This is a genomic window from uncultured Alistipes sp. (genome assembly GCF_910580175.1).
Classification (GTDB): Bacteria; Bacteroidota; Bacteroidia; order Bacteroidales; family Rikenellaceae; genus Alistipes.
In genome coordinates this window covers 172934-198410 of the sequence record NZ_CAJTXD010000003.1, presented here as the reverse complement: position 1 = coordinate 198410, position 25477 = coordinate 172934, and the positions used below count along the sequence as shown (strand labels likewise).

Below are 25477 nucleotides of genomic sequence, written 5' to 3'. Positions count from 1 at the left end.
TTATTCCAATTTTATTTCAATCGTCGTTCCGCTCCGCAACGGAATACCGGGCGCAACACTCTGCGACACGACGGCTCCGGTGCCCGAAAAACGTACGCGCAAACCATAATTTTCCAACAGGAACAACGCATCCTTCAACCCCATGCCGCGCACGTCGGGCACGGTCTTGCGCTCCTCGCCGAAACTCCGGATTACGACGTTGTCCGCAGAGTCGACATGCGCCCTACCCCAACCGGTCCGACGGTCGGCGGCGACCCCGGGAGAAAACCGATCCGCGACGCGGCGCATCTGGGCGATGTCGCCGCCCTTGATCCGGCAAGGATGGCGCACCGGCCCGGCATCCGCCGGCTGCGCGCTTCGCAAACCGTAGCGGTTGAACGTGTAGTCGACCAGCCGCTTGACGACCGGCCCGGCCAGCGGGCCGCCATAGAAAGCCTTGCCGGGCTGGGCTTTGGTCTCGATGGCGGTCAAAACCGTGAACTGCGGATCGTCGGAAGGAAAGAACGCGACCATCGATCCCAGATAATAACGCCCTTCGCGCCGCCGCGCATCGGTAACCTGCGCCGTGCCGGTCTTGGCTGCCACCTTCACGCGGGAAGTGTCGCGGAAGAAGTCGCGCGCCGTACCCTCGGTGCAGACCGCCTCCAAACTGCGCCGAACCTCCTGCAAGGCGGCAGGCGAACAAACGGACTTGCGGAGCGTCTGCGCCTCGAACCGCTCGACGACCCGCGTGCCGCGCCGCAGCTCCTTGACCAACAAGGGCGAAATCATCTTCCCGCCGTTGGCGATGGCATTGTAGAACGCAATGGTCTGAATGGGGGCCATCAACACGCGATAACCGTACGACATCTTGACGAGCATGACCCCGGGGTCGTCGACCTTCCAGTCGGTGGTGATCGAGGGCGAACGCTCGCCGAGACGCTCCAGACCGACGGTCTGGCCGAGACCCAACTTATCGTGAAGATAATCGCTATAACGCATCTTCTTACCCGTGATGCCATAACGCTCCCAGACGGCGCGGGCGAAATAGACGTTGGACGAAGCGGCAACGGCCTGCCGGAAATCCATGCGCTGCCCGCCGCGATGCGAATCGCGGATGTTCTCGGCCGGGCCGATAGTCACGGGATCGCCGTCGTTGGTGTCGTAGACCGTGGCGGGCGACATGCCGGCGTCGTCCAACAACAACAACATCGTAGCCAGCTTGAACGTAGACCCCGGCTCCATGCTGCGACCCAAGGCATAGTTCTCGCGCTCGGCATAAGTTCCCGAAGAAGTACGGCCCAAATTAGCCAAGGCGAGGATTTCGCCCGTACGGGTCTCCATGACGATGGCGGTGCCCCAATTGGCGTTCTGCGCCACGAGCTGCTGCCGCAAAGCCTTGTCGGCGACCTCCTGCAAATCGAGGTCGAGGGTCGTCACCACATGCAGGCCGTCTTCCGGCTCCTGATGTCCGGCACCGGCGACGCGTCCATGGAAGCCGCGCGCGATACGCTGCCGCACGGCCTTGCCGTCGCGTCCGGACAACTCCTCGCGGTAGGCATCCTCGATGCCGTAGTTGCCCTGCCCGCCCTGCTTGCCGATGGTGCGGCGCGCCAGCTCGCCCTGGGGATAGATACGCTCATCGTTCTCGATGAGTCGGTAGACCATGCCCATGTTCCAATTCAACAAAGGATAACGCCTCAACACCTCCCACTCGGAAAAATCGACGTCGCGCGGGAAAATCTCGACGGGCGTATGGTCGCGGATCGTGTCGTAGATGGTGCGCGTGATGAACTCCTCGCCCCGCAGGCGGTCGCCCAATCGGTCGAGCCACCCCTCGGAGCGCAGGTAAGTCGTGTCGCGCGGCCGCACGAGCCGATAACGCCGCGCATGCTCCTCGCGAAAGAGGCGCCGGTATTCAGCGACGGACTTATCCTTGAAAAAGGCAGCCAGCAGCTTGGCGAGCGAATCGCTCTGCTCGCGGAACGTGCGGAGCGAATCCAACCCGGGCGACGCGAAGTCGAAAGCGACGCGATAACGGAAGATCGAGGCGGCCAGCGGATCGCCGTTGCGGGCGAGGATGCTGCCCCGCTGCGCGGGAATGATCTCCTCGGTAAAGATGCGCCCGGCCAGCCGCTCGGCATTGAACGAGACCTCGCGGCTGAAAAGCTGCACCCAGACGAGCCGTCCGAACACAAGGGCGCCGGCGGCGATGAAGACCACATACAAGAGTCTCACACGCAGCAGGATATCGCTTTTGATCTTCGAACGTTCCTCTTTCATGCCTAACGGGTTTCGATGCGCTCGCCGGGAGCAGGGGGATCATAAAGCGGAATGCCGCGTTCACGCAACCGCGCGCTGACGGCCGAATGGGTGGTGCGGCTGAAACGCTGCTCCTCCAGCCGGATGGAGCGCTCGCGCAGCATCTGCACCTCGCGAGAAAGCCGCGAATACTTCATATCGAGATGCAAGGCTGTGAACATCACGGCGATGCTCAAAAAAAACATGCCGGCGACGCACAACATATAGGGATAATAACGCGATACGCCCTCGCGCACGAGAATCGAGCCTGAAAAGAACTGCCACAGCATACTCGACTTGCGCCGCTGCTCGCGCCGGGCGCTCTCCTCGGCCTCGACGCGTTCCAAGGCCTCCTGCTCCAAATCGGCACGGATGTCCTCCTCGGCGTCGCCCCGCTCCATGCGCAGCACCTCGCGGCGCACGCGGCGGGCGAACTCCTCCTCCTGAAGGCGGCGTTCCTGCTCCTCGGGAGCAACGGGGTCGAATTCGTGGTCGCGCAACATGGTTTCACTTTTTGACTGCGGCGCGCAACTTGGCCGACCGCGACCGCGGATTGTCCGCCAACTCCCCGTCGGAGGGAACGACGGCCTTGCGCGTAAGGATGTCGAACGGCACGCAGGCCCGGCCGAAAAAATCTTTCTCGACCTCGCCGGCGAAATTGCCGCTGCGCAAAAAATTCTTGACCAACCGGTCTTCGAGCGAATGGTAGGAGATGACAACCAGCCGCCCGCCGGGCTTCAACACCTTGAGACTCTGCTCCAAGGCCATCTTCAAGGCTTCCATTTCGCCGTTTACCTCGATGCGCAGCGCCTGGAAAAGCTTGGTAAGGAACTTGGCCCCATCTTTTTTGGGAGTACAGGGCTGCACGGCCTCGACCAGCCGGGCCGTCGTGCGGATCGGCTCCGCCTGGCGTGCCCGAACGATGCAGTTGGCGACCTTCCATGGCGTCTCGACCTCGCCCCAGTCGCCGAATATGCGGGTCAGCTCTTCGGGCGGATAATCATTGACTACCGAGGCGGCGGTCAACCGTCCCCGCTGGTTCATGCGCATATCCAACGGTGCATCGCCGCGGAACGAGAAACCGCGCCCGAGGTCGTCGAAATGGTGCGAGGAGACGCCCAGGTCGGCCAGGATGCCGTCGACCTGCGTCACGCCGCGCAAACGCAGCGCCCCGCGCAAAAACCGAAAATTGCTTTCGACGAAGCCGAAGCGCGGATCGTCGGGCCGATTGGCCTGCGTGTCTCGATCCTGATCGAAAGCGAAAAGCCGCCCCTCGCAGCCGAGCGCCGCGAGAATACGCCGCGAATGGCCGCCCCCGCCGAACGTGAGGTCGACGTAGGTGCCCTGCGGATCGACAGCGAGCAGATCCACAGACTCTTCCAGCAACACGGGAGTATGATAACCGGACATAGGGTTGACGGCAAAAGACTATTTGGGTGTAAAGTTAGGCAAAATTCGAAAAAGAATATTTATATTTGTAGATATATTTTCTCGAACGTCCGGACGCCCGGCAAAACAGCCTCCTTTGCCGAGGGACGAAGGCAGGCGCCGGCTCGTTTCTTCAACCCCTTTTTCTGCCATGCCTCAGATAGATATCGGAAACATATTGCAGCAGAAAGCGCCGAAACTGGCCCGCCGCATTCCGCGGCCGGCGATCGAATGGCTGCGCCGCACGGTGCACGAAACCGACATCAACCACATCCTGGCCTCCTACTGGGAACTGCCGCCCCAGGAGTTCATTCAGGCCTGCTTCCGCGAGTGGAAAGTGACCTACTCGGCCAGCGGACTGGAGAAGCTCGACCCGGCGGGCCGCTACCTTTTCGTGGCCAACCATCCGTTCGGCGGCATGGACGGCATGATGCTGGCCGACAAGCTCATCGACCGCTTCGGCGACGCCCGGGTGGTGGTCAACGACCTGCTCATGCACGTCGAACCCCTGCGTCCGCTCTGGATACCGGTCAACAAACACGGCTCCCAGAACACGGAGTACGCCCGCCGTTTCGACGAAGCGTTTTTCGGCGACCTGCCGATCCTCACGTTCCCGGCAGGTCTCTGCTCGCGCCGCATCGGGGGCAAGGTAACCGACCTGGAGTGGAAGCCCAACTTCCTGAAAAAGGCCTACGCCTCGCAACGCGAAATCGTGCCGGTATTCGTGGAAGGACGGCTCTCGAACTTCTTCTACGGCGTCGACCGGATACGCCGGACGCTGGGCGTGAAGTTCAACATCGAAATGCTGTGGCTCCCCGACGAGATGTTCTCGCAGAAAGGCAAACACTTCCGCATCGTCGTGGGCGACCCGATCCCCGTGGCCGAGTTGCAGAGCTGCGGATCGTTGCGCGAACAGACCGAAACCGTACGCAAAAAAACCTATTTCTTGGAAAAAACGCTCGAAGCATCGCGGAATGACAGCTAAAATGGCTACTTTTGTTCCTGCTATGCAACGAATATCCGAACATCCCATCCTCGCGCCTGTCGACCGGGCGCTGCTGCGGGCCGAGCTGACACCCGAACGCAAGGTGCGCGACACGAACAAGGCATCGAACGAAATCTATGTCTTTCCGGCCGCCGAATGTCCGGCACTGATGCGCGAAATCGGGCGCCTGCGCGAAGAAGCCTTCCGCGCGGCGGGCGGCGGCACGGGCAAGGAGGTGGACATCGACGAAGAAGACCTGGCGGGCGACGGCTACTATCAGCTCATCGTATGGGATCCCTCGGCCGAGGAAATCGTGGGGGGCTATCGGTTCATCGTCTGCACGACGCCCCATCCGCGCCATCTCTCGACGGAGCACTATTTCCGTTTCAGCGAAAAGTTCCGCCGCCGCTATCTGCCCCGCACCATCGAACTGGGCCGCTCGTTCGTCCAGCGAGCCTATCAGGCACGGCAGAATCCCAAGAGTCTCTATGCCCTGGACAACCTCTGGGACGGGCTGGGAGCGCTCATCGTGCTGAATCCCAAAGTCAAATATCTGTTCGGCAAGGTTACCATGTACACCACCTACCAAGCCGTGGCGCGCAACGCGCTGATCTGGTTCCTGCGCCGCTACTTCCCCGACCGCGACCATTTGGTGGAGGGCATCCACCCGCTGCAACTCGATCTGGACGACCCCTATTACGAACAACTTTTCACGGGCGGAAACTACCAAGAAAACTACCGCATTCTGATCCAGAAAATCCGCGAATTCAACGAAAACATCCCGCCGCTGATCAACGCCTACATGAACCTCTCGCCCACGATGCGGGTCTTCGACACGGTGTCGAATCCCGATTTCGGAGGCGTCGAGGAGACGGGCATCCTGGTAACCATTCCGGACATTTACCCCGAAAAACGCGAGCGCTACACCCGATGGGTCGGCTGGCGGCGCAACCTCAAGGCCCGACGCGAAGCATTCCGTCTGCATCTGATCGACCATCTGGAACGGATCAAGAAAAACAAGAAACAAGGCAAATAAAAAGGAGGTGCGAATCGCACCCCTTTTTTTCAGTTCGACGCCGCCAGCGTCGACGGCGTGACGCCCTGCGAATCGCGCGCCCAGTCGCCGCGCGCCCGCAGCACCTGCTCGACAATATCGCGTACGGCACCGGCACCGCCGACGAACTGCGACACGTAGCGCGACGCCTCGACCACCTCCGTAGCGGCATCGGCCGGGCAGACCGGAATCCCTACCTCGCGCATACACTCCAGATCGGGAATGTCGTCGCCCATGTAAATGACGTTGGCCGGGTCGATCCCCTCACGGGCAAAATAATCGTGCAATACGGCGATCTTGTCCATACAATCGAGATGATACTCCTTGATTCCGAGCATCTTCAACCGGTTCTCCAGGATCTTGCCCCGCCCGCCCGAAATGATGCACACGCGGTAACCCATCTTGATGGCGTAGGCCAGGGCATAACCGTCCTTGGCATTGTAACGGCGGATGAAATCGCCGTCGGCCGTAGGGATGATCCCCCCGTCGGTCATCACGCCGTCGACATCGAAGACGAAGGCTTCGGTGCGGGCTATATCTTCCTTGAAATTTCCCATATGTTTTGACTGATTGATCGATAAATCGTTCTCAAGGTCTCATCGTCGAGCATCGCGGCATGACGCTCCTGGGTCGGAACATCTCCCCGCACGGCCGGCCCGGTCTGCACGCCAAGGGGCGACGACGCGTCGAGCGCCTTGGCCGTCGTCTCGGCGATCAGAGGCTTCAACAACTCGAAATCGAGACCCGAGCTGTGCATCAACCGTTCGCCCACGGCATACATGTGGTTTACGAAGTTGCAGACGAACACGGCGGCCAGGTGCAGCTGCGCCCGACGCGCCGAATCGGCATGCAAAACATGGCGCGACAACTTGCGGGCGAACGACTCCAGTTCGACCTGCAATGCGGGCGTCGATGCCTCGATAAAGAAGGGCACCTGCGCGAAGTCGATGCGGCGTCCGCGCGTAAACGTCTGCAACGGATAGACGACGGCCCGCCGGGCATACTTCGCGGGCAGCGCCTCCAACGGCACGCTGCCGGCCGTATGGGCGACAAGGGCGTTTTCCGGAACGGGCAGCGCCGCCGCCACTTCGGCTACGGCCCGATCGCTTACGGCCAACAGATAAATGTCGGCCGCGGCCAATTCTTCGGGCCGGCAAGTCCACGGAGACCCCACCGCTTCGGCGATCTCTTTCGCCCGCGCAGCGTTGCGCGCCCACACCTGCACCAGGTGCAACGAACTTGCGGCGACGGCATGCGCCAACGCCTCGGCCACATTGCCGCTGCCAATAATGATGACTTTTTCCATAACAACGAGAAGAAGGGCTGCCGGATGCCGCCCCTGCTTCTTGACAATTCAATCTTTCAATAAATCTACCAGCCGCACGCAGCCCTGTGTCTGCCGGACAGCCGACTTGAGCCGCTCCAACTCCTGGTCGACACGCGTGAGTTGGGGCGTGGCGTCCATCACGAAAACGATCTCTCCGGCCCGCTCGACCGATTCGAGCACCCCGCAAACAGTCAACGACCCGATGTCGTGCGCCGGCACGAACGCCATGTCGCGCTCGTTGTCGCCCAACGGCACGGCGATGAGCTGCCCGGCCTGGACAAGCTGGTAGAGCACGTCGTTGACGATGCGCGTAGGCAAATCCAACTGCTGACGAATATCCTCGACAGGCATAGCGCCGCCTTTGTCGCGGAACCGCTCGACGATGGCGAGCATGACGGCCAACAGCACCTTGCGCCGCTGGTCGTAGCTGATGCGCAGCGACTCGCGCTCCTCGCCGAAGCGGGCGATGTTTTGGTAGGCGAACGACAGCTCGCCGCCGAAGAGGAGAATCTCCCACGAAGTCTGCATCCAGATCAGAAAAAGCGGCAAAGCGGCGAAACTGCCGTAGATGGCATTGTAGGAAGTCATCCATCGCTGCACGTAGAAGTAACCCCACTGGAAGAGCGCGAACGCCGTGCCGGCGACGATGCCGGCCGTCAAGGCGCTCGTGAAGCGCACCCGGGCGTTGGGGATGACCATGTAGGAAAAGACGAACATTACCCAGATGACAAGCAGCGATACGCTGCGCGAAAGCAGCCGGTAGCCCCAACCGTCGCCGAAACCCAACCATTCGCGGGCATAACCGCCCACCGCCCCGGCGATGATCCACAGCACGGGCACGATCATAACGATGGCGATGTAGTCGCTCCACTGCCGGGCGAGGCTGCGCTTGACCTTGACCTCCCAGATGTTGTTGAACGCCTTTTCAATCGACCCGAAGACACGGATCACAGCCCAAAAGAGCATGACGAGCGCCACGACGGCCACCACGCCGCCCTGGGTGCGGGCCAGCGCCTTTTCGGCGAAGGCCACCACATAGTCGATCAACTCGGGACTCTGCGGAAAGAGCGAATAGAGGCTCTGCACCAGGCCGTCGGCCAGGCCGAACCCTTTGACCACAGCGAAGACCACGGCCAGGATGGGCACCAGCGACATCAAGGTGTAGAACGTCAAAGCGGCCGACCGGATGATGGTGCCATGCTCCAACAACCCGCGGGCGGTATAGAACACCAGCTTATATTGCTGCACGAACCATCGCACGACAGGACTGCGCCATTCGCTGGCATCGCGGCGGAAGATCGTATCGGTAAAATAAGGGAGAATCTCTTTCGGCTTCATAAAAAACTTATGTATCGGCGTTCCGCTTTATCCGACCGCCTTTGCGTATGATTGGTATACAAATGTAACTATTTTAAACGGATCGTCCAAAACTGGCCATCGATGCGAGTAAATGCCAGCCGCAGATCGCCGCCTGCGTGCAATCCTGTACGGCGCATGATCTCGTCGGCCGAAAGCGGAAAATCGCGCTTGAAGATCGTGGCGCCGCACCCCTTGTACAAACGCTTGAGCTGCCGCGGATCGTAAGGCCCGATCGACTCTATTGCGAATACCCTGCCGATCGCGTCCGAGGGGCGCCCGACCGAGAATCCGAACCCGCCGTCGCTCCAGATGTCGACCTGCCCGGCAAGGTGGGCACGGGCGACACGGGCTTTGGCTAAAGCGACGTCCGGCACCGTAAGCCACCGGTACTCCTCCTGCCGGAAAGCTCTGGGCAGCGGCGGCACACCGCCCGAACGAAGGGTAAAACTGCGATCGGGATCGCCCAGCGCCGTAGCCGTGACCGAGGGGCCGGCCCCATCGTCGTAGACGACCACCTCCTTGCACTCGCCGTCGAGCGAGACGACCTCCACGCGCGCGGCGGGAAAGAGACGCAGCGCCTCGTCGACATCGAAAAGCGGCGAATTCTTCAGACACAACCGCCCCGAAACCCGCCGGATAGCAGACAGCAGGTCGGGAATCGCGGGCGAGCACTCCTCCAGACGCACCAACTTGCGCCCCGCGGCGGAACGGCGGTCGGGATCGGCATAGACCCAATCGAAACACCCGTCGGCATGCTGTAAATAATCCTCGGCAGCAGCGCATACGACCTCGACATTCGCGACGCCCAGACGGCGGAAATTTTCCTGCGCGATGCGGGCGAGCCACTCGTTGCGCTCCAACGTTACGACGCGGCGGAAACGCCGGCTCAAGGCGAACGCATCGACGCCCAATCCGCAAGTGAGGTCGAGCACACGATCGCCCCCGATGGTCTTGCGGGCGGCGCACCGCTCGCTGGAAGCCTGCTCGAACGCCAAAGGGGGCAAGATACACTGCGCAGCGGCATACGAAGGCAGCTTTACGGCGGCGCGGGCCAGATACTTGACCTGCGTGGCGACCACGCGGGCATGCGGCACGCCGCTGTCGAGCGCCACCTCCAGATGGTCGCGGCGGCGATGCTGCGCAACGGCGCGCGTTACCTCGTCGCTGATCAACAAAGCGTATTCTTGAGAATCGATCACGAGGGCAAATTTATGCTTTTTTTCGGTTCATACTGCCATACAGCCCAAGTCACAACGACGAAAATGCCGTAACAAGCCACTGTCCACCCTGCCGAAAGCGAATGGTCGACCGCGCCGCCGGGCATCGAAGCGACGAAACGGGCCATGCGGTCGAGCAGACCAGCGGCAGCCTCGCCGATGACCCGGAACACGGGCAACAACATCGGAACGGGAACGAGCAGCAAGAGCAACCCGGCCATGACGACGACTGCGGCCAAAGGAATGGCGACCGGATTCAACAACAACCCTGCGGTCGGCACGACACCGAAAACATGCGAGACCAACGGTGCCGCAGCGAGCGACGCGACGAATCCGACGACAAGCGTATCGACAAGCGCATCGACCGGCCGGCGCCCGGTGCGCAGCCGCCGGCAGAGGGGCACGCCCCAAGCGAGGATGGCCGCCACAGCGATGAACGAAAGCTGGAATCCGATGTCGCCCAACCAAGCGGGATTCCACAACAACATGCCGAAAGCGGCGGCAGCGAGTGCATTCCATGCGACATAAGTCGAAGCGGAAGCCATTGCCAACTGCAACATAGACGCCATGACGGCAGCCCGCACGGCGCTGGGCGGAAACCCGGCCGCGGCGACATAACCCCACACGGCGGCGATGACGCACAGATTGCGCAGAAGATGCCCGCGGCGGAAAAGCGTCACCCACCTCAACACGCCGTTGACCAACCAAAAGACGATACCGACATGCAATCCGGAGACGGCCAACAAATGGGCCATGCCGCTGCGCGAATAATCGGCACGCAAGCCGGGAGTCAACCCGCTGCGGTCGGCGACGGTCATGGCCCGGACGACGGCGCCGGCATCGGAAGCAGAACACCGCGTCTCCAACCGACGGGCCGCCCGCAGATGCAGACCGGGAGAGTGGGAAACACAGCCGATCACATCGTGCGGCCGCAGAAAAAGCGACCCGACGACACCCCGCCGCTCCATCGACCGCCGATAACCTGCCGAACCGCCCGATAAGGGACGCACGCTCCCGAAACACCGGATGCGCTCGCCGCCCGACAAGCTGACGAGCGTATCGCCCCGCAACACCACCTTGTCGGAAGCGGGCGACCACCGGTTTCGGGCCGCGGGAACACACGACCGGCTCTCCTCCGGAACCCGAACGGCCGGCCGACCCTCTCTCGAACCGGCGTCGGCAAGGGGTCTCCATGCGCGGATCACGCCGTCGGCAACCCAATAACCGCCTCTATTGGCTGGAATGCCGCAAACTTCGATCTCCCACATGCCGCGCACACCGAGGGGAACGCTCCGCACAGGCTCCCGCAACTGGGCGGTGCCGAATCCGGCGGTCAAAAACATGACCGCCAAAGCGCCCGACGACCTCAACAACAACGCGACGACCCCGCAGACGCAAAAAGCCGCTGCGAAAAACCACAACGGCAACACGAACCGCTCCGCCAACAAGATGCCGAGAACGAACAGCACCAGCAACCGGAACAAAGGCCCTCCAAAAAAATGATTTTTCACTCCTCGCCCGCTCGCTTCCAAAAAGCCAGGTATTTGTCTTCCTTGCGGTGCATCTGCCGGTTGGCACGGGGTGTCTTGTCGCCCTGGCCGCAAAGATGAAGAAGGCCGTGAACGACCACGCGACGCATTTCGTCGAGCCGCGAAGCACCATAAAGCCGGGCGTTGTCGGCAACGGTCTCGACGTCGATGAAAACATCGCCCGAGACGATGCGTGCACCGCGCCGGTCGCTGTAATCGAACGTGATTACGTCGGTAAAATAATCGTGTCCGAGGAACTGCCGGTTCATCTCAAGCAACTTGCGCGCGGAACAAAAGATGTAGTTCACGTCGCCCAACACATATCCCTCGGCCTGGGCCACGCCGCGCAGCCAGGCAGCCGTCAGCCGCTTCTGAAGCAGCCGATAGGCGCAATCGTCGGTGTAGTAGCGTACCATCCCTATTTCTTGAAACAGTTCTCGGCCAGCATCTTCTGCGAAGGGTTGGGCGGATAGATGCCGAAAACCAACTTGTACTCGGTCTGCATGGTCAGCACGTTGACCGCCGAACCGATGGTGCCTATGCGCTGGTTCTTGGCCACCTGCTGCCCCTTTTCGACAACGACCGACCCCAAGTTGGCGTAAGAGGTAATATACTCGCCGTGAGCGATGAAGACATCGAACTTGTCGGTAATGCGGTTGCGCTTGATCTCGACGACCTTGCCCTCGTAGATCGAGACGACGTGCGCCCCTTTCGGCCCGGTAATCTCGGCCATGTTGCCCTTGTAACGCTTCACGCGACCGGCAGCCACGGGCAGCCGCAGACCCGAAGTGCTGGACGAAAACGAAGCGCCCGCCTTGTTGCCCTTGGTCAATTTGCGCAGCTCGCTGATGGCCACGCTCAACCGCTGCTCCTGGGCCACCTTGCGCTGCAAGGCGTTCTTTTCTTTCTGGCTCATGCGCTGGATTTCGAGCTTGGCGTTCTTCGTGCTGCGTTCGAGTTCGGCTTTCTGGGAGGAGAGCTTCCGCGTGACCGACCCGAGCGCCTGATGCCGGGCGTCGAGTTCGGCCTTCTCGATGCGCACCTGCTCGGAGAGGGAGACGATCTCCTGCAACTTACGCTCGCGCACGGCCGCGACCTCGCGCAAGATGGCGATCTTGCGCGCCATATCGGAAAAACTGCGCGAAGAGAAGATGAACGTGATGTAATTCTGGTGCCGGTAATTGCGATAGGCTTCGCGCACCATGGCGGCGTACTCCTGGCGGCTGCGCTCGCAAGCGGACGAGAGGTTGCCGGCCAAAGAATCCTTGTGGGCGATTTCGCGCCGCAGAAGCTGCGCCTGGCGGCGTGTCTCGTCGAGCAGACGGGTGCGGGAGTCGAGCTGCCGCGCCATGCGCTGCACGCGCTCCTCGGTGTCGGCACGCCCTTTCTTGAGCCGGGCGATCTGCTGCTCCTCGTCGGCGATCTTCTTTTCGAGCGAAGCGATGACGCGCTTCTGCTCCTCGATCTTGCGGCTGTTCTGGGCCGTGGCGGAAAAGAACGGAAGAATCAACAAAAGGGTCAGCAGGCAACGGAAAGGTTTCATGGGCGGGATCATTGCTTGGTTTTGCCGGACTCCATGCGCCGGAGGATCGCTTCGGCCCGGTATCCTTTTTCAAGCGCCTTGCGCCAATAGGTCTCGGCGACGAAACGTTCGCCCAAGGCATCGAGGATGTCGCCATAGTGCACCAGCAGCTCGGGACTGTTGCGGCTGTCGAGCGCAATGGCCTGCTGCATGATGCGCTTGGCCTCCTCGGCCCGGCCGAGCCGGAAAAGCACCCAGGCGTGGGTATCGAGGTAGGTAGGGTTGTTGTCGGTCAGCGCCACGACGCGGCTGGACATGGCGAGCGCTTTTTCCAACTCGCGCCCCTCGACGGCGAGGAAATAGGCGTAGTTATTCAACACCAACGGACTATCGGGAGCATACTTCAAACTACGGTCGTAAGCTGCATAACAAGCCTTGAGCGCCCGCCGCCGGGCCGGCGTATCGCCGGAAGCCTCCTGCCCCCCGTCGGGCGCAGTGCTTTCGGCCACGCGGTGCCAGGCGTCGCCGATCAACCCCCAGATGACACCGCGCAGCGAATCGCTGTCGGCATAACGCAACGACTCCTTATAAGCCTTGATGGCGGGAAGGTAATCGTTGGAATAGCTCAACACGTTGCCCTTGGCGATATGGAAGACGGGGCGCCCCGGAAACAAAGCCAATCCACGGTCGACGTAACGGTCGACCGAATCGGGCCGCTGGAGGTAGGTCTCGATGTCGATTACCGACCGGAAATAATCCTCGTCGGGCGGCAAATCCTCCGTATGGAGCTTGTAGAGTTCCAATGCACGCTCCAACTCGCCCGACGCGATCAGGTGGCCGGCGTAAAGCTCCACGACGCGCTTGTCGCGAGGATAGCGGATGGCCAGCATCGAAGCCAGGTCGTTGAGCTGGAAATAATACTCGCGGTAGAAACGCATGTCGGAGGTAAACTGCTCGAAACGCGCGATCTTGCGCTCCAGAGGCATGGCATCGAGCGCAAACATGCGTTTGGTAACGGCGAGCATGCTGCGGAAGTCGCGCCGGTCGTTGTGGAAATCGGCCAGAGCACCGAGCGTCGGCAGCGCCGTGGAGTCGATCTCCAACGCCTGTATGTACTGGGACAGAGCCAACGAATCCTGGCCGGCGAGGGCATAAAGACCGGCCAGAGCCACCCGATGTTCGGCGTCGTAAGGCACGGTCTCGACCATGGCGCGCGCTTCGGCGATCGCCTTGTCGGTCTGGCGCGTGGCGACGAGCAACCGCCGCTTCATGGTGCCCAACATGGGGATGCGCCCGAAACGCCGCTCGGCGGAGTCGAGCATGGCGATGGCCGAGAAAGGCTGCCCGCCCATCTCATAAAGCAAAGCCAAGACGCGATAGTTGTCGGGATTGGCCGGATCGCGGCGCTGCAATCCACGGAAGACGTCGAGCGCCCGCTCGTACTGACCGGCGTAGAGCAGCGACTGCCCGTAAAGCGACCGGAACCACAAGTTGGCGGTATCCAGCTCATGGGCGCGGCGCGCATGTTCGGCCGCCCGGTCGGGCCGGCTTCCGAGTTCGGAGACGGCCAGCTCGTAATAAGCGGGCGCGAACGCCGAATCGCACTGCAAGGCGCGGGCGAAGCACTCGTGCGCCCGCACGGAATCGCGGGCGATGACGTTGGCCTTGATCCCCTCGGTATAATAATAGACCTCCGGCAGCGAATCGGCCCATGCAGGCATGGGCGACGTCCCCCTCCCGACGACGAAAGCCGAGGAGAAGAGGGCGACGCACAGAAACGATATGGCTGCCGCACGTTTCATGATCTGTCTGTCGTGTGAACCCGGCCTTACAAGGCCTGGTCGAACTGGTGGAGGAACCGCACGTCGTTCTCGAAGTAGAGCCGCAGGTCCTTGACCCCGTAGAGGAGCATGGCGATACGCTCAATACCCATGCCGAATGCGAATCCGGAATACTTCTCGGGGTCGATATTGTTCGCTTTCAACACATTGGGGTCGACCATGCCGCAACCCATGATTTCGAGCCATCCGGTGCCCTTGCAAACCGGGCAGCCCTTACCGCCGCAAAGGTTGCAGGAGACGTCGACCTCGGCCGACGGCTCGGTAAAGGGGAAGTAGGAAGGGCGCATGCGGATGGCGGTCTGCTCGCCGAAAATCTCCTTGGCGAAGTAAAGCAGCGACTGCTTCATGTCGGCGAACGAAACGCCCTGGTCGATGTAGAGGCCCTCGATCTGGTGGAAGATGCAGTGCGCGCGGTAGGAGATGGCCTCGTTGCGAAAGACGCGCCCGGGGCAGATCACGCGGATGGGCGGCTTCTGCCGCTCCATAGTGCGCACCTGGATCGACGAGGTGTGGGTGCGCAGGAGGATGTCGGGGTCTTTCTCGACGAAGAACGTATCCTGCATATCGCGCGCAGGGTGCTCGGGCGGGAAATTGAGCGCCGAGAAGACATGCCAGTCATCCTCGATCTCCGGCCCCTCGGCCACGGTGTAACCCAAACGCCCGAAAACCTCGACGATGCGGTTCTTGACCAATGCGATGGGGTGCCGCGACCCCGACTCCCCGGCCGAACCGGGACGCGTGAGGTCGTCGGATGCCGCCGCCGAAGCGTCGGCCGCAACGTTCTGCAACTCCTCGCGCAGGGCGTTGATGCGCGTCGTGGCTTCGTTTTTGAGTCGGTTGAGCTGCTGGCCCAATTCGCGCTTGAGTTCCGGCGCCACCGTCTTGAATTCTTCCATCAGAGCCGTCAGTTCGCCTTTCTTGCCCAGAATGCGGATGCGGAACTCCTCGATTTCGGATGCGGCCTTGGGCTTGAACTCTTCGACCCGTCGCAGAAGTTCGTTGATTTTGTCGATCATATTTTGAATGTTAATCCTTTTTCCTTACTTTTGACGGAACCCGCCCGCGCAGGCGGACACCTTTTAATGTGCAAAGTTAGAAAAAATTCACAATACCAAGGATTCACGAATCGCAATTTTATGAATTCCGGCCGGGAAACTCTTTCCTCTGCGTCCAACTCCCGAAACGCCATGCGACACCAATATCCCGGATACCTGCTACCGATTCTTTTGCTGGTGCTGTCTATGACGACGGTACCGACATCCGCCCGACCCCACTTTGAAGCCGCTCCCGCCGACGGCCCCGAACGCCGGGGCGTAGGCGTGGTAATGAGCGGCGGCGGAGCCAAAGGCCTCTACCACATCGGCGTGCTGGAGGCGCTGGAAGAAGAGGGGGTGCCGATCGACTGCGTGGCGGGCACATCGATGGGGTCGATCGTGGCGGCGATGTATGCGGCGGGCTACTCGCCGGCCGAGATGCGGGCGATCGTCTCCTCGGGCGTGGTCAAGGAGTGGGTGTCGGGGCGCATAGACCCCACGCGCTACATGTCCTACTACCGCCAGATGCGCAGCTCCCCCGGGATGGTAAGCTTCCGTTTCGACTTGAGCGACCCCAAACGCAAATTCCGCGTACCGACCAGCCTGATCTCCTCGACGCAGATCGACATGGCTTTCGCCGAGCTGTTCGCTCCGGCGACGGCAGCGGCCCGAGGCGACTTCGACCGGCTGATGGTGCCCTTTCTGTGCGTGGCCAGCGACATGAACTGCCGCGGGCCGGCCGTGCTGCGCAGCGGCGACCTGGGAGAAGCGGTACGCTCGTCGATGTCCATACCGTTGGTATTCAAACCGATGAAGAAAGACTCGATGCTGCTGTACGACGGCGGCATCTACGACAACTTCCCGTGGCGGCCGCTCGACGAAGAATTCCGGCCCGCATTCATCATCGGCTCGATCTGCACGAGCGGCAACACGCCGCCGAGCGAAAACAGCAACCTGCTGGATCAGGCCTTCATGCTGGCCATGCAGGATACCGACTACACACTGCCCGAAGGGCGGAGCGCGACGATCCGCCGCGGCGTGGAGGCGGGTATGCTGGACTTCGACCAGGCGGAAGCCATCATGAACATGGGCTACGCCGACGCGAAAGCGATCATGCCGCAGATCGTCGGACAACTCTCCGAACGCCGCACGCCCGAAGAATATGCGGCGCGGCGCGAAACGTTCCGCAAGCGATGCCCGCCGCTGGTCTTCGATGACTACAAACTGGAGGGGCTGACCGACGCCCAGATCGCCTACATCCGCGACTTCGTGCATGTCGACCGCCAGACCCGCGGCCAACAACGCCCGATGGCATTCGCAGAACTGCGCGACAACCTATACAGCGTGCTGGTCGACGGCGACGTCACGATGGATTTCCCGACAGTGCGCTACGACTCGCTGCGCGGGCATTACTCGTTCGAAGCCCGCTTCAACACCAAACCCAACTTCAAACTGACGGTCGGGGGCAACGTATCCTCGACGGCTTTCAACCAAGCCTACCTGGGAATGGAGTACACGGCCGTGGGCCGCGCGGCGCAGCAACTCAACCTGGATCTCTACCTGGGGCCGCTATACACGTGGGGCACGATCGGCGGGCGGACGGACTTCCATGTGCGGCGACCGATCTTTCTGAACTACGCGTTCAACTTCTCGGTAAGCAATTTCCGCCACGGCTCGTTCGGACGCCTGACGGAAATAGACAACATCTGCCCGGTCAAGGAGAGCGAACTCTTCTTTTCGCTGGGGGCGGGCATGCCGCTGACGCGCCGCAGCATACTGACGCTGCAAACCAACGGCGGCCACATCAACTACCGCTACGACTCATCCCTGCCGACGGCCGAAGACACCGACCACACGCGCTTCGCCTACTTCGGAATCAAGGCTGAAGCGGTGCGCAACACGCTGGACAAACCGCTCTACCCGCGAAAAGGCTCCGAACTGAAACTCTCGGCGATCTATGTCTGCGGAAACGACAAGTTCGAACCCTCGGGGGCAGGCGGATTCACGAGCAAGACCCCGCGCCGATGGTTCGGCGGACGCTTCTCGTGGGACCTCTATTTCGACATGCCGGCATGCCGGTGGTTCTCGCTGGGACTGAACGTCGACGCCGTAATCACGGACCTGCCGAACTTCACGATGCAGACGGCTACCTGCATGGCGATGCCGGCCTATGCGCCGGTGCAGCATGCGCGGATGATCTGCATGCCCGACTTCCGGGCCAGGCGCTTCGCAGCGGGCGGCGTGATGCCGACGTTCGACCTGCTGCCCAACTTCTTCTTCCGCACAGGATTCTATGCGATGTTCCGCGAACGTCATGCCCCGTTCTGGCCGGGAAAGCACCCCGACGAACGGTGGCACTACATAGCCGAAGCGTCGCTGGTCTACCACACACCGCTAGGGCCGGTAAGTCTGGCAGCGACGAAGTATGATCTGCACGGCTGGAAGAACATCTACCTGACGTTCAACTTCGGCTATGCGATCTTCGCCCCGAAAGGCACGTTCTACTGAAAAAGTCTCGGAGCCGGACGAACGGGAACGATTCAAAAAACTTGCGGACAGCTCCCGAGCCGTACGGCAGTGGAAAAAATACAGCCCGGAGGGCGATAAAGCCCTCCCTGCGGGATTTACTCTTTATAATATTCGACTCTTGCCCGGTCGTCGGAGGCAGGCAGGGGGGCGGGCTGGAAATCGGAATAACCGATCGCAACGACGCAAAACGGCCGGCAGTCCTCGGGGAAGGGCAGAAAGGCACGCAGATAATCGGCGGCGGATTCGCCATCGGGGGCATCTTTGAACCGGGGGCGTCCGTCGACGTGCACCCAGCACGATGCCAGGCCCTCGTCGACGCAGGCCAACTGAAGCAGCGTGGCGGCAATGGCGCAGTTCTCGCGCCAAAGGTCGGTCTTGGAAGCATCGCCCGAAACGACGACAGCCAAAGGCGCATCCTTCATGAATGCGGCGCCGTAGTCGCGCATACCCGCCATGCGGAGAATGGCATCGCGATTGTCGACGACCAGAAAGTGCGACGAACGGCTGTTGCGCGACGAAGGGGCCGAGAGAGCCGCGGCCAGCAGGCGGTCGACGACTTCACGCGGTACGGGCCGCCCGTCGAACTTGCGCACCGAACGGCGCTTCTCTACGATTTGCTTGAATTCCATGGGGAAACGGTTTTTCTATGCTTTTTGCAAAGATAATGAAAAAAGAGTATATTTGACTTTCGAAAAACTCCACCGATCATGAACGACGACTACCGCTTTACCATAGCCCTGATCTACGATTTCGACGGGACGCTGGCCCCCGGCAACATGCAGGAATACGACTTCATCCCGGCCGTGGGCAAGAGCAACAAGGAATTCTGGACAGAGGCCAACTCCCTGGCCGAAGAACAAGACGCCGACATGGTGCTGACCTACATGGCCCGCATGATCCAGAGCGCCCGCTCGACGGGTCTCTCGCTGCGGCGCGAAGCGTTCCAGGAATCGGGCCGCCACGTGACGCTGTTCCGCGGCGTGAAAGAGTGGTTCGGGCGCATCAACCGCTACGGCGCCGAACGGGGCATCCGCATCCTCCACTACATCAACTCGTCGGGACTCAAGGAGATCATCGAAGGGACGGAGATCGCACACGAATTCCGCAAGATCTATGCCTGCTCGTTCCTCTACGATGTGGACGGCATCGCCTACTGGCCGGCCGTGGCGGTAAACTACACCAACAAGACGCAGTTCATCTTCAAGATCAACAAGGGCGTAGAGTCGGTGTCGGACTCCAAGCAGGTCAACCGCTACATCCCCGAACACGAACGTCCGGTGCCGTTCAGCCGCATGATCTACGTGGGCGACGGCACGACCGACATCCCGTGCATGCGTCTGGTAAAGAACTACGGCGGCCACTCGATCGCGGTCTACAATCCTGCGCAGAAAGGGGCGCACAAAGAGATGGCCTCTCTGATTCAAGACAACCGCGTGAACCATGTCTGCCCGGCCGACTACACGGACGGCTCGGCAATGGACGCCCTGGTAAAGATGATCATCGACAAGATCGACCTCGACGACCGGCTGGAACGGCGCGAAGCCATCTTGTGAGCGGCCGCCCGAAGAACCGGGTTGCGACCTGCATGCCCCGCGATCCCGAACATCCGTGCGACGGGTCTTTCGCTGCGGAGCGAGGTGTCTCGGGAGTGTGGGCCGGCTGCGATGCCGTTCAGAGCGGTTTTCGACGATAAAATGCACAAATAAGTCTCCGATTTCTTGCGGGGCGTATTATATTGCGGGAACCTACCAAAAGCATTCTATGAAGAGACTTCCGTTATTGCTGCTGCTCCTCTCGGCTCTGCCGGCCGGAGCATTCGCGCAACAAGAGATGACAGGCATCCGAAAGCAGGAGCCGTTCGTACAGCAACACGAACTGCGCCTCACGGCAGGCGCCTATCCGCTGCTGACCAATTTGGACCGGTGGTCGACCTGCACAGACGCGGACTTTTCTTTCGACCGGCCCCATCGCGGAGCGGTCTACACAAGCGGCGCATGGTCGCTCTCCTACGACTACCGGTTCAAGAAATGGTTCGACCTGGGGGCGACGGTCAGCTACTACGGCGAATACAGCGACCTATACAGCAGCGACGGCTGGTCGCCGGTCAGACGCGACCGCACCCATTACATCTCCGTCATGCCCGTAGTACGTTTCACATGGCTCAACAAGAACTGGGTGCGCATGTACTCGTCGTTCGGCCTGGGCGCGACGATCGAACACGGCCGCCGCTACTATGACGACCGCCCGTACCGCGACGTGCTGGTGGCCTTGCAGTTCACGCCGATAGGCATCTCGGTGGGTCGCTCGCTCTTCGGATTCGCCGAAATAGGCGTCGGTTCGCAAGGCGTGCTGATGATGGGCGTGGGATACAAGTTCAAACCCAAAAACAAGCGGGCAAAATGAAACGGACACTATTGCTGCTGGCAAGCCTCGCCGCACTGACGGGCTGCAAAATCGAAGACGCCGAATATTTCGATCCGACCCGCAATGGGTATCACATGTTTCTGCAGGCGAACGCCTGTCTGGCGGATGCGGCGGCCGATGCAGCACGCCTGATCCAGTTCAACGAATACTATTCGGCACCCGAGGAAGAACGCGAGCACATCCACAACCGATGGTTCTACGCATCGCGCATCGTCGACTCAGGCGACAACGAATGGCGCATCATCGACTGCAACAGCGAACTGGTCATCCGCACCGACGGCCGGCCGCTTTGCGAGGACGGCACGGTCTGGCGCTACGCGTATGCAGGCCGCGACTATGCCGAAAACATCTGGCCGACGATCGCCTGCCGCAAAAGCGGTCTCGATACATTCTACGGCCTCGAACTGCCCGGCCAGGCGCGGCTGTCGTTCACGGCAGCGTTTTATGACCGGCCGCAGGAGAACGGCATGACCCGTTATTGGTGCGAACTGCGGATCGAAGGCAGCGGATTATGCTCCGAACATCGAGACGGTTATGGCGCCGGGAAGATCGGCTGCGAAATCGTCGAACCCTTGAAATATCTATCCGACCGACCGCGGAGCTTCGACGCCGGCAAACTGAACCTGACGATACGGACGGACAACAAAACATACGAGGCCGAAGCCGAATACGGCGCTCCCTACAGCGTGTCGATTTCGTACGGCCAATATAAAAACGACTATTGGTATTGATAACATGGAACTCGTTTTTGCCACCAACAATACCCATAAACTGACGGAAGTCGGCGCTGTGTTGGGCCCAGGATACCGCCTCGTGACGCCCCGCGACTGCGGCGTGACAGAGGAGATTCCCGAGACGCAGCCCACCATCGAGGGCAACGCCCTGCAAAAGGCCCGCTACCTCTACGAACGCACGGGCCGCGACTGCTTCGCCGACGACACGGGGCTGGAAGTCGAAGCGCTCGGCGGAGCGCCGGGCGTACACTCGGCCCGCTATGCGACCGACGGTCACGACTTCGCGGCCAACAACCGCCTGCTGCTGAAGAATTTGGAGGGTCAGGCGAACCGCCGGGCACGCTTCCGCACGGTCATCGCGCTCATCGTCCGAGGCGAAGAACACCTTTTCGAAGGGGTCGTCGAGGGGCGCATCGTGGAAGCGCCGCGAGGCACCGAAGGCTTCGGCTACGACCCCCTCTTCCTGCCCGACGGCCACGACAAGACCTTCGCCGAGATGGACGCCGGGGAGAAAAACTTCGTCTCCCATCGCGGGCGCGCCGTACGCCGGCTTGCGGAGTATTTGCATTCGACGAATAAATAAGGTACCTTTGCCGCCGTTTCCAACATTTGCAAGAGTTCCCATGGAATCGAAAATCTACGAAAAGGAAGAACGCTTCGACCCCGCGAAGATCGAAGCGCTCGCCAGCCATTATAGCGAAATCCTTCGTCTGCTGGGCGAAGACTCCTCCCGCGAGGGGCTGCTGAAGACCCCCGAACGCGTGGCCAAGGCGATGGCGTTCCTGACGAAAGGCTACACCCAAAACCCGCTCGACATCATCCGTTCGGCGATGTTCCGCGAGGAGTACAAACAGATGGTACTGGTCAAAGACATCGAACTCTACTCGCTGTGCGAGCACCACATGCTGCCGTTCTACGGGAAGGCGCACGTGGCCTACATCCCCAACGGCCGCATCACGGGACTCTCGAAGATCGCCCGGGTGGTCGAATGCTTCGCACGGCGGCTGCAAGTGCAGGAGCGGCTGACGGTGCAAATCCGCGACTGCATCCAGGAGGCGCTCGACCCGATGGGCGTAGCCGTAGTGATCGAAGCGAGCCACATGTGCATGCAGATGCGCGGCGTGGAGAAACAAGGCTCGGCGACCACGACATCGGCCTTCACGGGCATCTTTCTGTTGGATCACCGCACGCGCGAAGAATTCATGACCCTCATTTCGCACCGATACCGGTAGCCGCCCGCTGCCGCTTTCGCTCGGACGCTTTCTTGAAAGAGAGCGTCTTTTTTTTGTTGTCCGGACAAATTTTTCCGAAGCGCTGCGCCATTGCGGAACGAATTTTGAACCGTCTCTGCCTGACAGCAAACCAAAATCAGAAAAACCATGACTTTCAAAACCATCCACTACCTTGCGGTCGCGCTGCTCGCAGCGACGATCTGCGCATGCCAGAAAGACCCCTCGACGTCGGATCTGCACCGGGAGTACCTGGTCTACACCGACCACGACACCCAGGCCGACTTCGCGGCTTTCGACACCTACTACATTCCCGACAGCATCCTGCTGATGGGCACCAGCAACAAAACCGAGTACTGGAAAGACGAAAACGCCCTGGAAATCATAGCCGCCGTAGCTGCCGGCATGCAATCCGCGGGCTACATCCGCACCGACGCCAAAGAGACGGCCGACCTGGGCCTCCAGCTCAGCTATGTGGAGCGCGAAACCTACTTCGTGGGCAACAGCAATCCCTACTGGTGGTGGTACTACCCCTACTACTGGACGCCGGGCTACTGGGGCGATTGGACCGGCTGGTACTATCCCTATCAAGTCTACTACGGCTACACAGCCGGCTCGCTGCTGATCGAAATGGTCAACCTCGACGCCGTGCCGACCGCCGGCAAACGCCTGCCCATCGTCTGGGACAGCTTCATCGGCGGCCTGCTGACCTCGAACGCCAAACTCAACCAACGCCGCACGCTGGAAGCCATCGACCAAGCTTTCGCACAATCGCCCTATCTCAAATAACCAATCAACCGACAAATCGCAACAACCATGAAATCGACCAAATATTTTCGGATACTCGCGCTCTGCACCCTGCTGCTGGCCATCGCACAACCCGGCAAGGCACAGCTTTTCCCCAACTCCTACATCAACATCGACTGGCAGGTAAACGTGCCCGTGGGCGACAGCTTCGCCGACAAGGCCTCGGGCTGGGGCATGAACTTCGAAGGCGGCTACCGCATCACGCCGGCCGTGGCCGTCGGCCCGTTCATCTCGTTCCACACGAACTTGCAAGACATCGACCGCCGCACGATCCATCCGAATGCGGGTTCGGCCCTGACGACCAACCAGAAACATGCGGTGTTCCAACTCCCGTTCGGCGTGTCGGGACGTTACAGCTGGTACAACAAAAGCGTGCTGCAACCCTATGTGGGCCTGAAACTGGGTGCCAACTATGCACAGCTTTCGAGCTACTACTATATTCTGAAACAATACACCGACACATGGGGATTCTATGTCGCGCCCGAGGTGGGTCTGTCGATCTTCCCCAATCCCGACTACCGGCTGGGGTTCCATCTGGCGCTCTATTACAGCTACGCAACCAACAGCGGCGACGTGCTGATCTACTCGGTCAACAACCTGAACAACTTCGGCGTGAGAGTCGGCGTATCGTTCTGAAAACAGGGGACGGCAGCTCGGAAGTCTTCGTTTCCGAATCGACCTTCGGGCGCCATCCCCATATTGAAAACGGGGTTCCTTTGCAGGAACCCCGTCGTTCATTCGCAGCGAACCGATACTACTTGTTGCAGCACTCCTTCTCGCACTTCTCGCAAGCCGCCGAGTCGCACTTCTCGCACTCCTCGGTGCACTCGCCTTCGCACTTCTCGCCAGCGGCAGCCTCGACAACGGTCTGCTCGGCCTGTGCCTCGGCAGCTTTCTTATTCGGGTTCCCTGCGCAGCTTACCATAGCTGCGGCAGCCATGACAACAACGAAAGAAAGAATCTTTTTCATAGCTTTAAATGTTTAGAAATTAGTTGTTTTGTATCGCCGCAAAGTTAGGTAATCGTGCGGAATATGCAAGAAAAAACTAAATAATTTTCAAAAAGGACTTTCTTCAACGCGAGAAATCGGCCAATGACAACTGCTCGCTCTTAGGAAACGCCTTGGGAAAGGTCGCCGAGACATGTCCTTTAAGAATGATCGCCTCCTCGATGGTAAGGCAGTCGCCGACCGTGATCCGGAAATAAGGATTTTCATAAACCATGTAGGTTCGGATTCCGGGGTAGGTCTCCGTAAAGAGATTGCGGGCCGCCACGGCACCCGCACGGGCCTCTTCGCCATTGTCGGCATAGATGCAGACCCGATATCCCCTGACGGAGAAATGGCGTTCGGCATCGGCCGCCGACCCGACGGCCTGCGCCGCATCGCCGTATTCATCGACGACGACCCGAGCCGTCGCACCCGACGACTCGCAGACTACGGGGCGCTCCAGACGCTGCTTGAAGGCGTCGAGCGACTGCGCCGCGGCAACGTGCGAACCGGCCGCAGCAAAAACGAACAAGAAAAGAATCAAACGATTGCGCATAGACACAAACACAATTTAAACACTTATCCAAAAATCGGCGAAGCGGGACGCCCCGCGCCCCGAACTATTTCAAATTCAAACCGTTTTTCAGCTCCTGTACATTCAAGTCGAAAGTATCCAGAAACTCGGGCAACGGCACCTGCCGGCGCTCGAACACGAACGGCGCCGGGCCGCCGCGCCCCGTGACCGTACACGAAACGGCGATATTCGAAAAATCATCCTTCCCGATGCGCCGGGAAAGCGCATAGAGCGCCAGCGGATCGCCGATGCGCCACTTCCAGGAGGTAACAACGCTGTACACGCCGCGCCGCGGCACCTCGACCGGCTCCCGCAACACGATCGTCCCGACGCAGGCCGAACCGTAGAAAAGATCGAACGAAGCACTGGCCAACACCAACTTGTAACGCGTATCGTTGCGCACCTGCAAAACGATGTCGCAGCCGCTCGCCCCGCGCAGGTCGGCCCGCTCGATGCACTCGACCCGAATATTCTGCCGCGCTTTCTCGACCGTCCGGCGGCACGAAGCCGCCCCCAAGCAGCAAACCAGGCAAAACATCCACACCGAGGCCCGGATGCCGTATCGAAACTTCGGACGCACACCGTCCGAACAACTTTTATTCAATCCACCCATATC

At 60.7% G+C, this 25477-nt stretch carries 26 protein-coding genes; 10 read left to right on the top strand and 16 right to left on the bottom strand.

Annotation, left to right across the window (positions count from 1 at the left end):
• The 3 genes from QZ298_RS05260 to rsmH are packed head-to-tail and all read right to left on the bottom strand — an operon-like array spanning position 1 to position 3690.
• The gene (locus QZ298_RS05260) at positions 1 to 2262 is read right to left on the bottom strand and encodes a penicillin-binding protein (protein WP_296006229.1); all 2262 of its coding nucleotides are present in this window, start codon (positions 2260 to 2262) and stop codon (positions 1 to 3) included.
• A gap of 2 nt (positions 2263 to 2264) precedes the next feature.
• The gene (locus tag QZ298_RS05255; RefSeq protein WP_296006226.1) at positions 2265 to 2783 is read right to left on the bottom strand and encodes an FtsL-like putative cell division protein; all 519 of its coding nucleotides are present in this window, start codon (positions 2781 to 2783) and stop codon (positions 2265 to 2267) included.
• A 4-nt stretch (positions 2784 to 2787) separates the two neighbouring features.
• Positions 2788 to 3690, bottom strand: a complete 903-nt coding sequence (rsmH, locus tag QZ298_RS05250; RefSeq protein ID WP_296006224.1) for a 16S rRNA (cytosine(1402)-N(4))-methyltransferase RsmH — start codon at positions 3688 to 3690, stop codon at positions 2788 to 2790.
• A gap of 169 nt (positions 3691 to 3859) precedes the next feature.
• Here rsmH and QZ298_RS05245 point away from each other — a divergent pair, with 169 nt between their 5' ends.
• Positions 3860 to 4693: an acyltransferase gene (locus tag QZ298_RS05245; protein ID WP_296006222.1), complete on the top strand. Its 834-nt coding sequence runs from the start codon at positions 3860 to 3862 to the stop codon at positions 4691 to 4693.
• A 22-nt stretch (positions 4694 to 4715) separates the two neighbouring features.
• Positions 4716 to 5729, top strand: coding sequence for a GNAT family N-acetyltransferase (locus QZ298_RS05240; RefSeq protein WP_296006219.1), 1014 nt, complete (start codon positions 4716 to 4718; stop codon positions 5727 to 5729).
• Between the two features lie 29 nt (positions 5730 to 5758).
• Here the strand turns inward: QZ298_RS05240 and QZ298_RS05235 are convergent, their stop codons facing one another.
• From QZ298_RS05235 to pheS, 9 genes are all read right to left on the bottom strand, one after another.
• Positions 5759 to 6304, bottom strand: a complete 546-nt coding sequence (locus QZ298_RS05235) for an HAD family hydrolase (protein WP_296006217.1) — start codon at positions 6302 to 6304, stop codon at positions 5759 to 5761.
• On the bottom strand, positions 6280 to 7053 hold the full coding sequence (locus QZ298_RS05230; protein WP_296006213.1) for a Rossmann-like and DUF2520 domain-containing protein: 774 nt from the start codon (positions 7051 to 7053) through the stop codon (positions 6280 to 6282). Before QZ298_RS05230 ends, QZ298_RS05235 begins: the two co-directional genes overlap by 25 nt.
• A 48-nt stretch (positions 7054 to 7101) precedes the next feature.
• On the bottom strand, positions 7102 to 8412 hold the full coding sequence (locus tag QZ298_RS05225; RefSeq protein ID WP_296006210.1) for a YihY/virulence factor BrkB family protein: 1311 nt from the start codon (positions 8410 to 8412) through the stop codon (positions 7102 to 7104).
• A gap of 68 nt (positions 8413 to 8480) precedes the next feature.
• Complete coding sequence (locus QZ298_RS05220; protein WP_296006207.1) at positions 8481 to 9632, bottom strand: methyltransferase domain-containing protein; 1152 nt, start codon at positions 9630 to 9632, stop codon at positions 8481 to 8483.
• Positions 9629 to 11161 (bottom strand): ComEC/Rec2 family competence protein, encoded by a 1533-nt coding sequence (locus tag QZ298_RS05215; protein ID WP_296006204.1) that lies wholly within the window; start codon positions 11159 to 11161, stop codon positions 9629 to 9631. Before QZ298_RS05215 ends, QZ298_RS05220 begins: the two co-directional genes overlap by 4 nt.
• A complete protein-coding gene (ybeY, locus tag QZ298_RS05210; RefSeq protein WP_296006201.1) occupies positions 11158 to 11595 on the bottom strand; it encodes an rRNA maturation RNase YbeY in 438 nt (145 codons plus the stop codon). Before ybeY ends, QZ298_RS05215 begins: the two co-directional genes overlap by 4 nt.
• 2 nt (positions 11596 to 11597) lie before the next feature.
• On the bottom strand, positions 11598 to 12722 hold the full coding sequence (locus QZ298_RS05205) for a peptidoglycan DD-metalloendopeptidase family protein (RefSeq protein WP_296006198.1): 1125 nt from the start codon (positions 12720 to 12722) through the stop codon (positions 11598 to 11600).
• An 8-nt stretch (positions 12723 to 12730) separates the two neighbouring features.
• Positions 12731 to 14503, bottom strand: a complete 1773-nt coding sequence (locus tag QZ298_RS05200; protein ID WP_296006196.1) for a tetratricopeptide repeat protein — start codon at positions 14501 to 14503, stop codon at positions 12731 to 12733.
• A gap of 26 nt (positions 14504 to 14529) precedes the next feature.
• The gene (gene pheS, locus QZ298_RS05195) at positions 14530 to 15558 is read right to left on the bottom strand and encodes a phenylalanine--tRNA ligase subunit alpha (protein ID WP_296006195.1); all 1029 of its coding nucleotides are present in this window, start codon (positions 15556 to 15558) and stop codon (positions 14530 to 14532) included.
• A gap of 171 nt (positions 15559 to 15729) precedes the next feature.
• On the opposite strand from pheS, the gene QZ298_RS05190 reads away from it, so the two are divergent.
• A complete protein-coding gene (locus QZ298_RS05190; RefSeq protein WP_296006193.1) occupies positions 15730 to 18084 on the top strand; it encodes a patatin-like phospholipase family protein in 2355 nt (784 codons plus the stop codon).
• A 116-nt stretch (positions 18085 to 18200) separates the two neighbouring features.
• On the opposite strand, the gene QZ298_RS05185 is transcribed toward QZ298_RS05190, so the two are convergent.
• Positions 18201 to 18734 carry a nitroreductase family protein gene (locus QZ298_RS05185; RefSeq protein WP_296006190.1) on the bottom strand — a complete coding sequence of 178 codons (534 nt, stop codon included), beginning with the start codon at positions 18732 to 18734 and terminating at the stop codon, positions 18201 to 18203.
• Between the two features lie 78 nt (positions 18735 to 18812).
• Here QZ298_RS05185 and QZ298_RS05180 point away from each other — a divergent pair, with 78 nt between their 5' ends.
• From QZ298_RS05180 to QZ298_RS05150, 7 genes are all read left to right on the top strand, one after another.
• Positions 18813 to 19658 carry an HAD family hydrolase gene (locus QZ298_RS05180; protein WP_296006187.1) on the top strand — a complete coding sequence of 282 codons (846 nt, stop codon included), beginning with the start codon at positions 18813 to 18815 and terminating at the stop codon, positions 19656 to 19658.
• A 208-nt stretch (positions 19659 to 19866) separates the two neighbouring features.
• Positions 19867 to 20508, top strand: coding sequence for a hypothetical protein (locus QZ298_RS05175; protein WP_296006184.1), 642 nt, complete (start codon positions 19867 to 19869; stop codon positions 20506 to 20508).
• On the top strand, positions 20505 to 21260 hold the full coding sequence (locus QZ298_RS05170) for a hypothetical protein (RefSeq protein ID WP_296006181.1): 756 nt from the start codon (positions 20505 to 20507) through the stop codon (positions 21258 to 21260). The genes QZ298_RS05175 and QZ298_RS05170 overlap by 4 nt, the downstream gene beginning before the upstream one ends.
• A gap of 4 nt (positions 21261 to 21264) precedes the next feature.
• Positions 21265 to 21846 carry an RdgB/HAM1 family non-canonical purine NTP pyrophosphatase gene (gene rdgB, locus QZ298_RS05165; protein WP_296006178.1) on the top strand — a complete coding sequence of 194 codons (582 nt, stop codon included), beginning with the start codon at positions 21265 to 21267 and terminating at the stop codon, positions 21844 to 21846.
• A 40-nt stretch (positions 21847 to 21886) separates the two neighbouring features.
• Entirely contained in the window at positions 21887 to 22495 is a 609-nt protein-coding gene (gene folE, locus QZ298_RS05160; protein ID WP_296006176.1) for a GTP cyclohydrolase I FolE, read from the top strand.
• Positions 22496 to 22642: 147 nt separating this feature from the next.
• On the top strand, positions 22643 to 23281 hold the full coding sequence (locus QZ298_RS05155) for a DUF4136 domain-containing protein (RefSeq protein WP_296006172.1): 639 nt from the start codon (positions 22643 to 22645) through the stop codon (positions 23279 to 23281).
• A gap of 27 nt (positions 23282 to 23308) precedes the next feature.
• On the top strand, positions 23309 to 23935 hold the full coding sequence (locus QZ298_RS05150) for an outer membrane beta-barrel protein (RefSeq protein ID WP_296006166.1): 627 nt from the start codon (positions 23309 to 23311) through the stop codon (positions 23933 to 23935).
• Positions 23936 to 24053: 118 nt separating this feature from the next.
• On the opposite strand, the gene QZ298_RS05145 is transcribed toward QZ298_RS05150, so the two are convergent.
• From QZ298_RS05145 to QZ298_RS05135, 3 genes are all read right to left on the bottom strand, one after another.
• Positions 24054 to 24269: a hypothetical protein gene (locus QZ298_RS05145; RefSeq protein WP_296006165.1), complete on the bottom strand. Its 216-nt coding sequence runs from the start codon at positions 24267 to 24269 to the stop codon at positions 24054 to 24056.
• A gap of 103 nt (positions 24270 to 24372) precedes the next feature.
• Positions 24373 to 24843, bottom strand: a complete 471-nt coding sequence (locus QZ298_RS05140; protein WP_296006162.1) for a hypothetical protein — start codon at positions 24841 to 24843, stop codon at positions 24373 to 24375.
• Positions 24844 to 24907: 64 nt separating this feature from the next.
• Entirely contained in the window at positions 24908 to 25441 is a 534-nt protein-coding gene (locus tag QZ298_RS05135) for a hypothetical protein (RefSeq protein WP_296006161.1), read from the bottom strand.
• Positions 25442 to 25477: the final 36 nt, after the last annotated feature.